The organism is Mesorhizobium sp. SEMIA396 (assembly GCF_024518615.1).
Taxonomy (GTDB): domain Bacteria; phylum Pseudomonadota; class Alphaproteobacteria; order Rhizobiales; family Rhizobiaceae; genus Mesorhizobium.
Window position 1 is genome coordinate 571,661 of sequence record NZ_JANIFC010000001.1, and the last position, 15,339, is coordinate 586,999.

Sequence of the window (15,339 nt, forward strand, 5' to 3'; positions counted from 1 at the left end):
GGCGCGACAGCATCGACAGGCGGATCAACCTAGGAGGAACCCATGGCAAAGGCGACCAGAACGGCGGCGGGCGCGAGTTCGTTCAGGACCAAGGACGGCACGACAAGGCGGCATACCAAAAAACTCTCTGTCGAAGGCGTGGTGCTTCACATACGCGCGATCATCGAACAGGGTCGCGCGCAGGAGTTTCTCGACGCCTGCAAGGAGCGCGGCTTTACCACGATGAAAGGACCACCCGGGCTCGTGGCATTTACGAGAAACTTCATCGCCGCTGCGCCGGGCGGAGCGGAGGCGACAGCCAAGGGAGCCGGTGACAAAAAGTTCTCCACCGCGGTCCGGGAAATGGTTGCAACGAACGCGAAGATGATCGACGACTGTTACTGCTGAACTGGCGTGACGATGCCGGGGCCGGTTGGTAGCGTACCCCACCCACCAAACCTCTGACACATGCCTTGAACACCAGCGTCTGTAAAAGTCCGCCGACCTTGCGGTTTTCCAGGTCATGGTGCCCCGTTAGCGCAGCGCCAGCCGCGCCTGCGAGGAGAAGGGGGCTGGCATCGTTAGGACGTTGATAAGCATTTGGTAATAAAAGCCGGGAATGAGATGCTGGCTCGATTGGACATGCGAGATGCCGTCGTTCTCGGCGGGGCCATGACATGCGCATCAAGAGTCAGATCATTCTCTCCATGGTGGCCGCCGCGGCTCTGATCGGGCTGGTCGGTGGCGTCGCGATCTTTACGCAGAAAGTGGCGACCAAATCGTTGGGGTTGACCGAAGCGACCAACGTCGCGCGGGAATTGGCCGACACCATCGTCTTCAAATCATCCGACGGGACGCCTTCGCTGCTCGAGCGGCCCGAGGCGCTCAAGCAATTCATGTTGCACCAGCACCGCCGCCTGCACCGGGATTTCCTGGTCCTCGACAACAACAAGACCATCCTCGCCCATGCCGCAGACGAAGAGCACCAGGTCGGCGACAAATTCGGTCACGACCCCGGCAACGAAATCGGCCAGACCCTGGCGGACGGCATTCCGCGCAGATTTGTCGATCCGGAGGAAGTGAACGCCATACTGGCTGTTCCGATCGAAAATCCCGAGGGTACGATCATCGGCGCCGTGCTGCTGGAATATGACCCTGTTCTGCAGGCCGCCGAACAAAGCACCGACAGCCTGCTCTGGCTGGTTGGCCTCAGCGCGGCGGCCGCCGTGCTGGTCGCGGTCGGCTTTGCATGGCAGCTGCTCCGCCGTTTCAGCTCTGGCCTCGGGGACATGATGCGCGGCATGGAAGCGCTGGCGAAAGGCAATGCCATGACGCGCATCAGCCACGCCCGCAACGATGAATTCGGGCAGCTGGCCGATGGCTTCAACACGATGGCGGACCAGCTTGCGTCGGCGCGTGCGCATGTCGAGGACATCGTCGAGACGGCTGCCGAAGGCATCGCGGTTCTAGACGGGGACGGCCGCATCGCCAGCGCCAATCCGGCGGCGGCAATGATGATCGGGCGGCGTGCCGACAAGATCGTCGGGCAGCAATGGGATTCGGTGCTGACCATTCGCGATCCCAGAGGCGGCGCGTTCGCCGCCGGCGCTTCTCCCATCGAAATGGCGCTAGCCACGGGCCGCCAGCAGCAGGGCGAAGTGCGCCTGGCCAGATCCGACGGCTCGCACCTGCCGGTCATCGCCAGTTGCGGTCCGCTCAGCCGATCCGAAGGCGGCCTCGTCCTTACGCTCAACGACATCAGCGAGCTGCGCCGTGCGGAGGGAGTGGTCAACGAGCGTGCCGATCAGCTGGCACTCCTCAACCGTGAACTGCACGAAAAGTCCGAAACCACGACCCGTCTGGTGAAGCTTGGCGAACTGCTGCAGGCCTGCGTCACCTTCCCGGAAGCGTTCTCGGTGGTCGGCACCGCCATGGCCGAGTTCCTCGGTGGTTTGAGCGGAACCGTCCACTTGACCAGCGCGTCGCGCAATCTGGTGGAAGAGATGGCGCATTGGGGCGACGTCCGCTCGAGCGCCACGCAATTCGCGCCGGAAGACTGCTGGGCGCTCAGACGCGGCCAGGAACATGTCGCCGGCCCCGGCATGCTCACGCCGCGCTGCGCGCATATCACCGAGAACGGCAAGAAGGGCTATGTCTGCATGCCTCTGGCCGCGCAAGGCGAAACGCTGGGCATCCTTCATCTGTGCGAACCGAATGCGGCCGAGAAGCCGCAATGGCTGGCTGAAAGACAGCAGATCCTGCGCGGCGTCGTCGACACGCTGGCGCTGGCGCTGGCCAATCTGCGCCTGCGCGAAACGCTGCGGCAGCAGTCGATCCGCGATCCGAACACCAGTCTGTTCAACCGGCGATATCTCGAGGAGACGAGCAGCCGCGAACTGCGCCGGATGGAACGCTCGGGCCAGCCGCTGGTGGTCATCATGCTCGATGTCGACCATTTCAAGCAGTTCAACGATACGTTCGGCCACGAAGCCGGCGATCTCGTCCTGAAGCAGGTCGCCGCCACCTTGATCGAGCACGCCAGGGATAGCGATGTCGTGTCGCGCTACGGCGGCGAGGAGTTTGCCCTGGTCATGCCGGGAAGCTCGGTCCAGGAAGGTGCCGAGCGGGCGGAAGCGCTGCGCCAGGCAATCAGGAAGCTTCATTTGACGCATCGCGGCCGAACGCTGGGCACCGTTACAGCCTCGTTCGGGGTCGCCGCCTACCCCGAGCATGGCGTGGGCTGGGCCGAATTGACCAATGCCGCGGATCACGCGCTCTACGAAGCCAAGGGTAATGGGCGCGACCGGGTCGCCATCGCGCTGGGCAACGCGTCCGGCGAGCGACCTCCGATCCAGTTGGTACCAGTCCCGAAAAGCAGCTGAGACCGTTTGGGTTAGAGCACTCGGCCCGGCCCTGCGATAGTGATCTTGCGCCTGCCAAGAGATCAGGCGAGCTTCTCCGCTGCCCTTGAGGTCTCGCGCGGGCTCTTCTGAGCGGCCACGGTCTTGCCGTCCTTCAGACCTCCACACCGTCAGAGGAATCCGGCTCTTCCCGGCTGCGGCATTGGTTGTTCGGGCTATTCCAGCCCCCAAATGTCCCAAATTTACCTTTGTGCCGACGGGGCTTCCCCTGCGCAAGCCGCGGATGTAAAGCTATATTAGCAATTCGTTAAGTGCGAAGAGAGGTATGCGTAAGGGGAGTTTGGTGATGAACTTCAGAGGCCTGATCAAGCGTGCTGAAGACGTGGATAAAGCGATCCAGGACCTGCAGATCGATTTGGCGGACGCGCTGGATGCAAGTCTCGACGCCGACGACCTGGCGCCGCCGGAGGGCGACGATGTGCCGGATGCCCAGGCGGCAGCCGATGGCGGGCCACCCCAGGCCGACGCGGCAAATGACGACAATGCAGGGAATGCCGAGGGTGCGGACAGTTCCGAAACCGCGCCACGGCTGACTGCCCATACACAGACCCGGCTGGCCGCATTGAGCGCCTTCGAGGGTCTCTTCCATGATGCCAGGGACTATCTGGAGGAGATCAACGACAAGCTGTCGGAGATCGGCACCTCACACCATCTGACGCGCGAATTCCTCAACATCCTGCACAGCGACATCCTGCGCGCCAACGAGCTGGAGGTTGCCAATGCCGCCCTGGCCGCCGAACAGAGGGCGCTGTCGGAAAAGCTGCACGATGCGGTGAAAAAACTGCGCGAGCGCGACGGCGCTTTCGAAGCGCTGCAGCAGCGCGAGACAAGCCTGGTCCAGGACCGGGAGACGCTGCGTGCGGCACTGGCCGCGGTCAGGCTGGAACTGGTGGAGACAGCCAATTCGAGCGCCAAACGCGAAGCGGAGTTCGGCGACATCGCCAAGCGGCTGACCGCCAGGACGGTGGAGGCCAACAGGCGCTTGCGCGAAAGCAAGATGCTGCGCGAAAAGCACGTCAACCTGTCGATCGAACTCGACAAGGCGCTGAAGCGGGAATCGCAGGCGCGCCACAGGCTCGACGAGCTGTCGACGATCCATGCCAGCGAAGCAGCGCGACTGGCGGAGCTGCTGGCGGCGCTCGGCAAGAGTGAGAAAGAGGAGATGCGGCTGCAGAAGTCGCTCGAGGCCGCACAGGCGAAACTGTCGGAAACGACCGAAGCGGCCCGCATGATGGAAGGCGACAAGGAAGCCGAACTGGCTCGCCGCCAGGCGGAAATGCGCGGGCTGAGCTCGGAGATACAGAACCTGCAATCGCGGCTGGAGCAAACCTCGTCCGAAAACAGCGAAGCCGCAGGCGAGGTCGCCAGGCTCAAGAGCGAGCTCAACGATGCCCTGGCCGAAAAGAAGATCGCAGATGAAAGATTGTCCGCGCTGAGCCAGGAGAGCGAAAGCGACAAGATGAGTCTTTCCAAGGTGAACGCCAACCTTTCTCAACTGACGCTGCAACAGGCATCCGAGCAGATACAGTTCGACGTGCAGAGGCAGGAATGCGAGGACCTCAAAGCCGAGATCGCCTCGCTCAATGCCCGGATCAAGGAATTGCTGCCCTACGAGCGGCTCCACAAGGCCACCAATGGCAGGCCGCCCGAGAACGGCGTGGTCGAGATAGCCGGGGCGATGGCGAAGAAAGCACGGACGACGGGCAGGCGGCGCATGCGCAGGAATGTCGGCGCCGCTTCGTAAAGCGTGTCGCGCCTGAAGCGCTTCAGGCGCTCAGGTCTTTGTTTTTGTGCTTGGGAGGCCGGCACCTCACCCGGAGAGTAAGCCCAATGGGGCACCGGCCAGGCGGATCGACAGGTCCGCCGCACAGACAAGGTAGCGCGCCTCGGCTCCGCACGGCATTGGTGCGATCACGGAAGGTGCCAGCGGCACTTCCCCGGGCTTCTGATTCGAACGCTTGCGACGACCCGCCAGCCGGAGGCTGCAGACACGCCCGGGAAGCGGTCGCGGGCCGGCCCGGTGCCTTTCAGTCGAGCGGTTCGTGCTGGTAGAGTTCGTCCATGCTGAGCGAGGCCAGGGCGCCGAAAGGGGCCTGCTTTTTCACGCGGCCGCCGCTCAGGATGACCACGTCGTCGCAGAACGAGATGGTGCTGTGGTGATGGCTGATGACGATGGTCGTGCGGCGGCCGGCTCTCGACTTCAGGGTCTCGACGATGGCCGCTTCCGACAGCCCGTCCACCGCATTGGTGGCTTCGTCCAGGATGAGGAGGTCGGGATCGCGGACAAGAGCTCTGGCCAAGGCGATCCGCTGCCTCTGTCCCGCCGACAGGTTGATGCCCCTGTAGCCAACCAGGGTCTCGTAGCCCTGAGGCAGCCTTTCGATGAATTCATGCGCTTCGGCCAGTCTTGCGGCGGCCTCGGCGTCGCCGGCAGTCGCGGCATCCTGGCCGTAGGTTATGTTTTCAAAAATGCTGCCGTCGACCAGTTCCAGCTCCTGGCTGGCCAGGGCGATGTGCCGGCGCCACTGGCCGGCGTCGATCCCGTCGAGCGGCGATCCATCGACGAGGATGCTGCCGGCGTCCGGTTCGACGAAGCGGCACAGGAGATTGACGATCGTCGTCTTGCCGGCGCCCGAGCGGCCGATCAGCGCCGTCGAGCGGCCACCGCGGATTTCGATTGTCGCCGCATGCAGCACCACCTCGCGCCGGTCCGTGCCGGAATAGGTGAACGTCACATCGTCGAACTTGATGCCCTGGCGCAGGCCGTGGAACGGCCCGTCGCCTTGCGGCGGTTGCGGCTTGCCGGTGGGATCCAGCAGCCATGTCACCTCTTCGAGCGATCCGCTCAGGCCCTGCAGCTGGCTCCACGACCCCTGGAGGGCCCGCATGTGCGGCTGCAGCCTGTAGAGCAGGATGACGAAGGCGATGATCAGCGGGAAACTCACCTGCGCCAGCCAGGCGCCGATCACCACCGCCAGGAACAGCATGGCGTGGAGAACCTCCGTCAACGGCGGCAGCGCTCCCTGGCGCACGAGCAGCGCGAAGGAGGCGCGGCGAACCGCATCGGACGCCGTGTCGAAGATCGCCTTCTCCCGGTTCTCCTGCCCGAAGATGCGGATCAGCCGTCCGGCATGCACAAGGTGAAGCATCTGCGAGGCGAGGTGGCCGTTGCGCGAAGCGACGCTGCGGCTGGGCTCCTTCAGATTGGCCGAAAGGATGGCGTGCGCGATCTGGACGAGCGCCAGTCCGAGCGTGACCAGAAGCGTCATGCGCCACGAAAGCAACAACAGGAAAGCCAGGAGGATGATGGCGGCCGATGCGCTGACGATGGCCGACAGCATGATCTGGATCGCATCGGAGGCCCGCCAGGATTCGTTGGAGATGATGTTGAGCAGGCGTCCGGGGCTTTGCCGCAGGAAGAACGGGTAGCCGACCCGCAACAGCTGCTCCGACAAGGCGCTGCGGATGGAATGGCTTGCCTTGCCGGAGATGAAGGTCGTCAGCAGCGTGTTGGCGAAGGCGAAGACGTTCTTCAGGACGATCGAGCCGAGGATGGCGACCGAAATGACCACAAGCCGGTCGCGCTCGCTCAGGCCCGATCCGACATGCTGGAGGGCAGCGGAGAAGCCGTCCATGCCGGCCGCATCCCCATGTCCCATGATGATGCCCAGCAACGGGATGATCAGGCCAATGCCGAACCCTTCGAGGACGGCGCTGACCAGGCCGAGTACCACCACCGCCGGAAGCAGGCGCAGTTGCCGCTTTCCGAACGCCCGGAACAGCATCGGCAGGCTTGGCGGCAGCATCGGCATTATAGCGTTTCACCTCGCCTGGGCATTGGCTTGCTGATCTTGCCGCACCGGCTCGGCCCGCGGCCGTCTGGCCAGCAGGAGAACCGCGAACCTGGCCGCGCCGAGCAAATTCATGGCGACGATCGGCCAGTGCGGCAGGTTGAGTTCACGATCGAAGGCGGGTCCTCCCGCCAATTCCCTGATAGCCCCTCTTGCGGCCCAGTAGAAATGGCGAAGCAGCCAGGGCGCGTGGCGAACATGCTTCAGGCAGAGCCCGCCATTGCCCAGGCTGTAGTCGCGGTGCAGCTTTTCGATGGCTTTGCGATCCCGCCGGCCGTGATGATGGAATATCGTCATATCAGGCACATACTCGACCGCGATGCCGAGCAGCATCGCGCGCACGAGGTAATCGGTATCCTCTGCCGACCGCAATGGTCCGCCGGCGCCGAAGCGTTCGTCGAAATAGCCGATGCGGGCCGCGACATCGCGGTGCATCGTCATGTTGCAGCCCAGCACGAAACCGCCGGGATGAACATCCGGCGTCAGCCGCTCGCGCGCCCACGACCGCTTGATGGTGAACGGCAAATCCCTGGCATCGCCAAGCTCGACACGTCCGCCCCGGATGAGCCATTGTTCCCCGGACGCATAGTGTCGCTCCAGATCGCGCAGATAGTCGCGATGGACCGCGCAGTCATCGTCGACGAAGACCAGCACACGGCCGCGCGCGCGCCGCAGCCCGGCGTTTCGCGCGGCCGCCAGTCCGGGGCGCGGCTCGCAGACGGGCGTGAACGGAATGTCCGATGCAGCGGCGATGCTGGCCAGGCGTTCGGCCGTGCGGTCGCTCGAACCGTTGTCGACGACCACGAGTTCGGCGGCGAATCCGGCATGTGCGCGGCAAGCGGCTTGCACCGACTTGATGCAGGCATCGAGCACCGCGACGCGGTTGCGGGTGCAGATGATGAAGCTGACTTCCGGCGCCGATCGGTCACGGCCGCGACCGGTCGGGGCAGGGTCAAGCGCCGTCGAACGATCGCGCTGCAGAGCTTGGTGGGCTTTGACGATCATGCCTTTAACTCAACCGATGAGACGCCAGAACCGCCGCGGCGGGCGCGGATTTGAAGAAGTACGCCATGGCATCGGCTTGTCTGGCGGCCGACAGCGAGGCGAGGCTGAGCCAGGGCGCCCAGGCGCCGGGCCGCAGCGCATATTGCTCGCGGCGCCGGATGGCGTTCCATTTCGCGGTCCGCGTCAGCAATTCATGCGTCAGCGCCGGCTGCTTTTCGTCGGCGACGAGCTGGTAGAGGAAATAGAACAGGTTCAGCGCGCCAGCCTCGAAGCTCGGCCGCGTCGCCGCCGGCAGCGAGCGGATTTCCTCCTCCAGCGCGACGATGAAGCTGGCCGCACGGGCGACCGTGTCGTGGCTGACCGCATCGCCGATGTCGCGCAGGTCCCGCGTGGCCTGCGCCAGGCCCTCGCGCTCAAGGTTCTCGGCCACGATGCGCAAATGCGTCCTGCGCATCTCCTTGACGTGCCGGCTGGTCACGCTTGCCTCATGGACGCGGTAGACGACCAGGTTTTCGGGCATCATGGCTGCCGGGTAACGGCCGGCCAGCCGCCTGAAAAGATCGAAATCCTCGGCGTGCCTGTAGATCGGGTCGTAGTGGAGAACGCTGTCGTCGATGACCTTCCTGTTGTAGACGACCGTCGGGTGCATGAAGATCGTGAAGAACATCGCCAATACAGGGATGCGGCCGAATTTGAACACCGGATCGGGCCTGCCGATGGCGATGCGGCCGCGGATCAACATGTCGACGCCGGCGCCGCAGAAGCCCAGTTCGGGCCGCCGCTCGAACAGCGCCACCTGGCGCGACAGACGCCAGGGATAGGCGACGTCGTCGGCATCCATCCGTGCGACCAGTTCGCCCCGGGCGAGCGCCAGCCCTTCGTTGAGCGTCGCGACGAGGCCGCGGTTTTCGCGCGAGACGATCGAAATGCGGCTATCGGCCTTTTGGCATCGCTCGAGTATCTCGAGCGAATTGTCGGTCGAGCCGTCATCGATCGCGATGATCTCCAGGCGACTGTGATCCTGCCGCAGGACGCTTCCCAGCGCGGCGGCGAGATAGGGGCCGGCATTGTAGACCGGCAACAGGACGGAGACGAGCGGCGCGGCGGTCATCGTCTTGCATCCGTGCGCTGGAGTTCGAGCGCCGGTGTGCGGCCATCGGGCGGTCCGACGGCCGCCGTCGCGAGCCAGCCATCATGGCTGCCCTGTGCAGAGCGGGTGCGCGCGACATAGGGGAAGTAGCGCTTCAGGCTGTTGAGCGGCCTCTCGAAAACCACCCAGGAAATCCAGGCGGCGACAATCGTGGCGGCGCCCGCGACCAGGAATCGCCCTGGCCCTTGCTCCGAGACGTTGAGTGGAATCCAGGGCTGCGCCTTGACTGCGAGCGACAGCAATATCGGATGATAGAGATAGACGCCGTAGCTGATGCGGCCGAGGCCAAGCAGCGGCGGCACTTCGGCAAGCCTGCCCAGGATGCCGCCAAGGCCGCGCGAACAGGCTGCCACGATGACCATCAGCGGCACCAGGGGCAGGACTTCCCGCAGCAGCCAGCGGGCCCATTCCAGTGTCGGATCGGCGGGCTCCGGGACTAACCACTCGATGACAAGGAATGCGGCCGCGAAGGCAGGCCAGCCCAGCCGCATCCAGTGCGGCAGGCCGGCGCCCCTAAAATGCCAGCAGGCAAGCAGCGCGCCCGACGCCAGCGCATCCATGGATGCCGGCGGCAGCAGGTCGCGCGTCAGCGTCGGCGTGGCGGTGATCGGCCAATAGAAGCGATAGGCCAGCGACAGCGCGATGACGGCGATGCAGATGGCCTCGAAGCGGCGGCGTGGGGCCAGCAGGACGACCAGCGGCCAGGCAAGATAGAACTGCTCCTCGATGCTCAGGCTCCAGAAATGGCCCAGCACCCAAGGGTTCCAGTTATTGTGCAGCGCATACCAGAAGTTCGACAGATAAAGCGCATGCCAGACCAGCGACCCCCTGGACTGATCCAGGTCGACCAGCCAGACGAAACCCAGGACGGCAAAATAGGGCGGGAATATCCGCAACATCCGCCGGATGTAGAAGGAGCGCAGCGCCGGGCCGGTTTCGAATTCGGTGGCCGAGCGCGCCTCCAGGAGCAGGCGCGTGATCAGGAAGCCGCTCAGCACGAAGAACAGCCGCACACCGATATGGCCCCAGAACGAAGGTCCCTCCGCGAAGAAATGGGAATACAACACCATCGTTACGGCGATAGCTCTCAACGCATCAAGTTGGATGTCACGGGCGCTTCCCATCAGCGGCTTCCGCCGGCGTGATATCCGCGATGAGGCCGCCAGCCGGCCGCTTCGAGCGGCAGGCTAAGGCGGACGAGACCCGCCAAGGCACCCGCAAATCCGCGCATTGCGAGCACGGCCGGGCCGGGCTCGAAATCGACGGACGGACAACTCAAGCTGGTCAACCTGGCGGAATCCTCCACGGCGTATGTCCAGTCGCAAACGAGTCCCCCCAGGACATCGTTCGGCTACGGCATTGTGCAGCGCAACACAAAATATCTACCCGGCTGAAATACTTATGTGAGCAAGTGCTAAAAATTGACAAAACCGGCCGGTTCTCGCCATTTCTGGCGAGTTTCCTCAGAATTAAACCTTGGCGTTTAAATTGTGCCGATATTCCCGCCCCGGTTGATTGAGGGGAGCTCTTGGCTTGAGAGCCTAGTTCTTTGTGAAGTCGCAAGAAATTTTGGAATCTATAGTTTGGCTATATGGGTTCGGTCCTGGCTCCGTGGAGATATGATTTGGAACATTGGCTTTGCGCGGTGCAGCATCGTCTCTGTTTTTTCGTCAACGCCGATTACTCGGCTGACCGCTAACCGTTACACCGCGTCGAACACCACCGTCTGTTCCAGCCCGCCGCCCGGGCGGTTTTCCAGCGTTACCGTGCCCCCGTAGCGCTCGATGATCTCCTTGGCGATGGCGAGGCCAAGACCGGCTCCGGGGACGGATTGCAGGCGGCCGGGGTTGACGCGGAAGAAGGGCTCGAACGCCTTGTTCAGGAGTTCCGTGGGTATGCCCGGGCCATGGTCAGATATGGTCAGCACGGCGCGATTGTCGGCTGCGGCCAGGTCGATGCGGCACGCCTTGCCATGGGTGGCGGCGTTGACGATCAGGTTGCGCAAGGCGCGGCGCAGGCCAAGCGCGCCGGCCCGCACGCAAACCTTGTCCAGGTGCCCGATCGACACGGCATGGCCGAGCGATGCCATCTCGGCTTCGATATCGCGCACCGTCTTTGCCAGGTCGACCGGTTCGACGGCGTCCTGGTTCACCTCTTCGCGCACCAGACGGATGGCGCTGTCGGCGATGCGGTCGAGTTCGTCGAGGTCGTGAAGCCATTTGTCGCGTTCGTCGTCGAGGAATTCGGCGCGCAGCCGCATGCGCGTCATCGGCGTTCGCAGATCATGGCCGGCGGCGGCGACCAGCCGCATGCGGCTTTCCATGGCGGTCCGCAGCCGCGACGAGAGTTGGTTCAGCGCATGCGCGGTGGCCTTGACCTCGGCCGAGCCCACTTCCGGCACCGCCGCCAGCACGCCGTCCGATCCGATCTTGGAGACGGCGGCCTCCAGCATCTCGAGCGGGCGGATCAGCACCGAGGTGAAATAGACCGACACCGCCGTGGCGCCGGCGACGATCAGCGAGATCCAGCCGGCCAGAACCAGCCATTCGCGACGCGGCGGCTTGAGGTGCGGCACCTCCATGATCGCCCAGCGGCTGTCAGGCAGGTGCATCGATGCGATCTGGCCGGGTTCGTCCGCCTTCTCGTTGACGACCGCCGGAAAGTCGAGGCCACGGCGGTGCAGGATGTCATTGAGCATCGCCGTTTCCGCACGAGCCATCTTGCCGCCCGCCGGATGGTCGGCGAATTGCACCCGCAGGACGTCGGGGACCGGCCCCGGCAAAAGCCGCACCACCAGTTCCATCTGTTGGGCAATCCAGGGCACGGTCAGTTCCGGCGGCGGTCCGCCGCCGCGCACGCTGATGACGGCGGCCGTCGCCAGGCCGACGACGCCGACGATCGAGGCGACCAGCAGCAGGATGAGACGGCGGCGCAGCGAATTCACGCCTGGCTCTCCACGGTCTCGACGCGCGCGGTGAGCTGGTAGCCGCCATTGCGCACGGTCTTGAACAGCGGCCCGTCGCCGGTGTCGGAAAATTTGCGGCGTAGCCGGCTCACCAGCACATCGACCGAACGCTCGAGCGGGTCGCGCTCGCGGCCTTGCGTCAGGTCGAGAAGCTGGTCACGCGACAAAAGCCGGCCGGGGCGGTCGAGAAACACCTGCAAGAGGTCGAACTCTGCGCCCGTAAGGTCGACGGCCACGCCTTGCGCGTCCGTCACCTTGCGGGTGTCCGGCTCCAGCCTGTAGCCGGCGAAGCGGTACGTACGCGCGCGCAGGGAGGCGGGCGCCTCCTCGGGCGCCGAGCGCCTGAGCACGGCGCGGATGCGGGCAATGAGCTCACGCGGGTTGAACGGCTTGCCGAGATAGTCGTCGGCGCCGAGTTCCAGGCCGATGATGCGGTCGACATCTTCCTTCAGCGCGGTCAGCAGGATGATCGGGGTGTGCGGCTTGCGGTCGCGCAAGCCGCGGCAGATATCGAGCCCCGAGCCGTCCGGCAGCATCACGTCGAGCACGATCAGGTCGAATTGGCCTGAGCCAAGCCGTTGCTCGCATTCGCGCCGGTCCGCCGCCGCCGTGACGCGAAAGCCCTGGCTGTCGAGATAACGCTGGAGAAGCGTCCTGATCTCGCGGTCGTCGTCAACGACGAGGATATGGGGTTGTGACTGCATCAATCGTGCCCTTGCCTTGGCCACGATTATAGGAGGAGCCGCGCCCGAGCGGCATGGAAAATTGCAACCGAACGTTTCCGGGGGCCCGAGGGAAACATTCGGAAACAAATTGCCCTTTTGCGGAAACCTTCGGCAACACGCCGACGCGAAGCGGACAAAGACGCTTCCTATCCTCTGAACTGTCCGAAGCATGAGAGAAAGGAACATCTTTATGCGAAGCAGACTTCTTGCGCTCGGCCTGTTTTCCGTCGCCGCAATTCACCCCGCGCTGGCAGCGCAGCCAGATCCCGGCGCCGGACCAGGCGAGCCGCCACCTGTCGTGGCCATGCAGGACGGCCCAGATCACGGCCCGATGGCTGGACCCGGCCCGCATGAACCGATGCGGCCTGGTTCGCAGGGTTTCGGCCCACAGGGCTTTGGCCCCCGCCGCATGGGTCCGCCGCCGGAGTTCATGCTGGCCGCCCGGCTCGCCGCGCTGGAGACCCGCGTCGGCATCCGCACCGAACAACTCGACGCCTGGCGCGACTACACCAGCGCGCTGCAGGCGGTGCTTTCGCCGCCTCGACCCAACCACGGGCGGCCCGGTAGTGCTGAAGCGAAGGGTCCCGACGCGGCGGGTCCCGGCGGCAAGCCTGATCCTTTCGCGTTCCAGGAAAAGCTGGCCGACGATGTCACCGCCCGCGCGGTTTCGGCCGGTAAACTGAAGGACGCGATCGCGGAACTGCGTGCCAAGCTGACGCCCGAACAACTCGAAGTCCTCGCTTCGGCGGAACGCCCCCATGGATCACCCCCCGGTCCCTGGGGCGGGCCGCCGAACGATGCAGCCGGCCCCAGAGGCCTGCCCAACGATGGCAGGCAGCTCTCGCCCCAGCCCGGGAACGACTGACAACTCTGACCGACTGCACCGGCCGGCCCGGTACCCAACCCGTTCTCGGGCCGGCCGGTTCTCCGGGGGATGGCGGGCGTATCTCCGCCATCCCTCGTTTCAATCACGTCCAGTTCGAATGACGCCAATTCGAACCATGCAATGGAAGCACGACAATGTGGGAAGCCATGATCATGCTGCGGCTGCTCGCGTCCGCCAGCCCGAGGCTCTCGTTCGGTCCTGCCGGGCGCGATATGCCGCTGGCCCTCCCGGTCGACACGCTGAAGGGCGCGATCCGCCTGCGCTTCGCCGCCTGGCGGCTGTCGCTTCCGCTCTCGCAGCCGCTCGACAACCATGGACATCATGACCGCAAGATCGCGTGAACTCCGGCAAGGCGCTTGGCATGTCCTCGCTGATCGGCATAATGATGTTGGTGGGCATCGAGGCCAGCTACTCGACTTTCGAGCAGCTCCGGCCGCCGAGAAGGAGCGCGACATGAGCCGCTTCCAAGCATTGCTCGTCGCCGCCCGCCGACGGGTGCGGCCTATCATCATATGGATCGGCATGCCCCTCGACCAGGCGGTCCATTGCCAACGCGTACACAACTCCAGGGAAAGATCCAGGCCATGATTTCCAAGCCTAGCCAGCCTCGTTTTTCGGCACGCCATCTGGCGCCCTGGGCCGCGATGTTCGCCGCTACCTTTCTGCTGGCGTCCTGCTCGCAGGAGGGCAGCGCCCCCGCCGGCATGGGCGCGCCCGGCAAACCGGAAGTCGGCGTCGTCACCTTGCATCCGCAATCGGTGGCGATCACCGCCGAACTGTCGGGGCGCACGGCGGCTTCGCTGGTTGCCGAGGTGCGCCCGCAAGTGAACGGCATCATCCAGCAGCGCCTGTTCAAAGAGGGCAGCGAAGTTGCTGCGGGACAGCCGCTCTACCTGATCGATCCGGCAAGCTACAAGGCAGCCTATGACAGCGCGGTCGCCGCCCAGCAGAAGGCGCAAGCGGCGGTGCCGACTGCGCAGGCCAAGTTCGACCGTTATGCAGGGCTTTTGAAACAGAACGTTGTTTCCAAACAGGATTATGACGATGCCGCCGCCACGCTGGCGCAGGCGCAAGCCGATGTCGCCTCGGCCAAGGCCAGCGCCGAGACGGCGCGCATCAGTCTCGACCGCACCTCGATCACGGCGCCGATCGCCGGCCGCATCGACAAGTCCACGCTGACGCCCGGCGCGTTGGTGACCGCCAACCAGGACACTGTGCTGACCACCATCCGTGCCCTCGATCCGATCAATGTCGACGTCACGCAATCGAGCACCAACCTGCTCAATCTGCGCCAGGCGATCTCGGAAGGGCGGCTGAAGTTCAGCGGCCCCAATGTCAGCGTCAAGCTGAAGCTCGAGAACGGCACCATCTACACGCAGACCGGCAAGCTGGAATTCGCCGGCGCCAATGTCGACCAGACCACCGGCACCTTCGCGCTCAGGGCCGAATTCCCCAATCCCGATCGCTTGCTGCTGCCCGGCATGTATGTGCGGGCGCTGGTCGAGGAGGGCGTTGCCCAGAACAGTTTCCTGGTGCCGCAGCGCGCCGTCAGCCGCAACACCAAGGGTGAGGCCACGGCCATGGTCATCAATGCGCAGGGCAAGGTCGAGACGCGGGTGCTCGCGGTGCGCAACAGCGTCGGCAACAACTGGCTGGTGGATTCGGGTGTCGGCGACGGTGATCGTGTCATTGTCGAGGGCATGCAGCTGGTGCGCCCCGGCGGCGATGCGACGGGCGTTGAGGTGACGATCGACGAGACGACCGGCGAGGTCAAGGATCGCGGGCAGGGCACGTCCGCCGCACCGGCCGCGTCCAACGCTGCCAAACCGGCGCCTGCCGCCGCGACCGGGAACTGAG

12 protein-coding genes are annotated in these 15,339 nt (G+C 64.8%); 6 read left to right on the plus strand and 6 right to left on the minus strand.

From position 1 onward, the window contains the following. Window positions 1-42 precede the first annotated feature (42 nt). From NP503_RS02870 to NP503_RS02880, 3 genes are all read left to right on the plus strand, one after another. Window positions 43-387 carry a hypothetical protein gene (locus NP503_RS02870; protein ID WP_127268761.1) on the plus strand — a complete coding sequence of 115 codons (345 nt, stop codon included), beginning with the start codon at window positions 43-45 and terminating at the stop codon, window positions 385-387. 269 nt (window positions 388-656) lie between these two features. Then, window positions 657-2,861, plus strand: coding sequence for a diguanylate cyclase (locus NP503_RS02875; RefSeq protein WP_127268762.1), 2,205 nt, complete (start codon window positions 657-659; stop codon window positions 2,859-2,861). A 325-nt stretch (window positions 2,862-3,186) separates the two neighbouring features. Continuing rightward, a complete protein-coding gene (locus NP503_RS02880) occupies window positions 3,187-4,644 on the plus strand; it encodes a hypothetical protein (RefSeq protein ID WP_127271100.1) in 1,458 nt (485 codons plus the stop codon). A 283-nt stretch (window positions 4,645-4,927) separates the two neighbouring features. Here the strand turns inward: NP503_RS02880 and NP503_RS02885 are convergent, their stop codons facing one another. The 6 genes from NP503_RS02885 to NP503_RS02910 form a co-directional block, all read right to left on the minus strand. Beyond that, window positions 4,928-6,712 (minus strand): ABC transporter ATP-binding protein, encoded by a 1,785-nt coding sequence (locus tag NP503_RS02885; protein ID WP_127266784.1) that lies wholly within the window; start codon window positions 6,710-6,712, stop codon window positions 4,928-4,930. A 9-nt stretch (window positions 6,713-6,721) separates the two neighbouring features. After that, complete coding sequence (locus NP503_RS02890; RefSeq protein ID WP_127271102.1) at window positions 6,722-7,756, minus strand: glycosyltransferase family 2 protein; 1,035 nt, start codon at window positions 7,754-7,756, stop codon at window positions 6,722-6,724. Between the two features lie 4 nt (window positions 7,757-7,760). Next, the gene (locus NP503_RS02895) at window positions 7,761-8,867 is read right to left on the minus strand and encodes a glycosyltransferase (protein ID WP_127271104.1); all 1,107 of its coding nucleotides are present in this window, start codon (window positions 8,865-8,867) and stop codon (window positions 7,761-7,763) included. Next, window positions 8,864-10,030, minus strand: a complete 1,167-nt coding sequence (locus tag NP503_RS02900; protein WP_127271106.1) for an acyltransferase — start codon at window positions 10,028-10,030, stop codon at window positions 8,864-8,866. Before NP503_RS02900 ends, NP503_RS02895 begins: the two co-directional genes overlap by 4 nt. Window positions 10,031-10,608: 578 nt before the next feature. After that, window positions 10,609-11,850, minus strand: coding sequence for an ATP-binding protein (locus tag NP503_RS02905; RefSeq protein ID WP_127271108.1), 1,242 nt, complete (start codon window positions 11,848-11,850; stop codon window positions 10,609-10,611). Continuing rightward, the gene (locus NP503_RS02910) at window positions 11,847-12,575 is read right to left on the minus strand and encodes a response regulator (protein WP_127270461.1); all 729 of its coding nucleotides are present in this window, start codon (window positions 12,573-12,575) and stop codon (window positions 11,847-11,849) included. The genes NP503_RS02905 and NP503_RS02910 overlap by 4 nt, the downstream gene beginning before the upstream one ends. A gap of 211 nt (window positions 12,576-12,786) precedes the next feature. On the opposite strand from NP503_RS02910, the gene NP503_RS02915 reads away from it, so the two are divergent. The 3 genes from NP503_RS02915 (at window position 12,787) to NP503_RS02925 (ending at window position 15,338) form a co-directional block, all read left to right on the plus strand. Continuing rightward, the gene (locus tag NP503_RS02915; protein WP_127270463.1) at window positions 12,787-13,461 is read left to right on the plus strand and encodes a hypothetical protein; all 675 of its coding nucleotides are present in this window, start codon (window positions 12,787-12,789) and stop codon (window positions 13,459-13,461) included. Between the two features lie 155 nt (window positions 13,462-13,616). Further along, window positions 13,617-13,823, plus strand: coding sequence for a hypothetical protein (locus NP503_RS02920; protein ID WP_127270464.1), 207 nt, complete (start codon window positions 13,617-13,619; stop codon window positions 13,821-13,823). A 243-nt stretch (window positions 13,824-14,066) separates the two neighbouring features. Continuing rightward, window positions 14,067-15,338, plus strand: a complete 1,272-nt coding sequence (locus tag NP503_RS02925) for an efflux RND transporter periplasmic adaptor subunit (protein ID WP_127271110.1) — start codon at window positions 14,067-14,069, stop codon at window positions 15,336-15,338. The last annotated feature ends 1 nt before the right edge of the window (window position 15,339 follow it).

What these genes read in the sequence shown, in the direction of transcription:
- NP503_RS02870 (WP_127268761.1), top strand. Translation starts at nt 43, where the DNA reads ATGGCAAAGGCGACCAGAACGGCGGCGGGCGCGAGTTCGTTCAGGACC.
- NP503_RS02875 (WP_127268762.1), top strand. Translation starts at nt 657, where the DNA reads ATGCGCATCAAGAGTCAGATCATTCTCTCCATGGTGGCCGCCGCGGCT.
- NP503_RS02880 (WP_127271100.1), top strand. Translation starts at nt 3,187, where the DNA reads ATGAACTTCAGAGGCCTGATCAAGCGTGCTGAAGACGTGGATAAAGCG.
- NP503_RS02885 (WP_127266784.1), bottom strand. Translation starts at nt 6,712, where the DNA reads ATGCCGATGCTGCCGCCAAGCCTGCCGATGCTGTTCCGGGCGTTCGGA.
- NP503_RS02890 (WP_127271102.1), bottom strand. Translation starts at nt 7,756, where the DNA reads ATGATCGTCAAAGCCCACCAAGCTCTGCAGCGCGATCGTTCGACGGCG.
- NP503_RS02895 (WP_127271104.1), bottom strand. Translation starts at nt 8,867, where the DNA reads ATGACCGCCGCGCCGCTCGTCTCCGTCCTGTTGCCGGTCTACAATGCC.
- NP503_RS02900 (WP_127271106.1), bottom strand. Translation starts at nt 10,030, where the DNA reads ATGGGAAGCGCCCGTGACATCCAACTTGATGCGTTGAGAGCTATCGCC.
- NP503_RS02910 (WP_127270461.1), bottom strand. Translation starts at nt 12,575, where the DNA reads ATGCAGTCACAACCCCATATCCTCGTCGTTGACGACGACCGCGAGATC.
- NP503_RS02915 (WP_127270463.1), top strand. Translation starts at nt 12,787, where the DNA reads ATGCGAAGCAGACTTCTTGCGCTCGGCCTGTTTTCCGTCGCCGCAATT.
- NP503_RS02920 (WP_127270464.1), top strand. Translation starts at nt 13,617, where the DNA reads ATGTGGGAAGCCATGATCATGCTGCGGCTGCTCGCGTCCGCCAGCCCG.
- NP503_RS02925 (WP_127271110.1), top strand. Translation starts at nt 14,067, where the DNA reads ATGATTTCCAAGCCTAGCCAGCCTCGTTTTTCGGCACGCCATCTGGCG.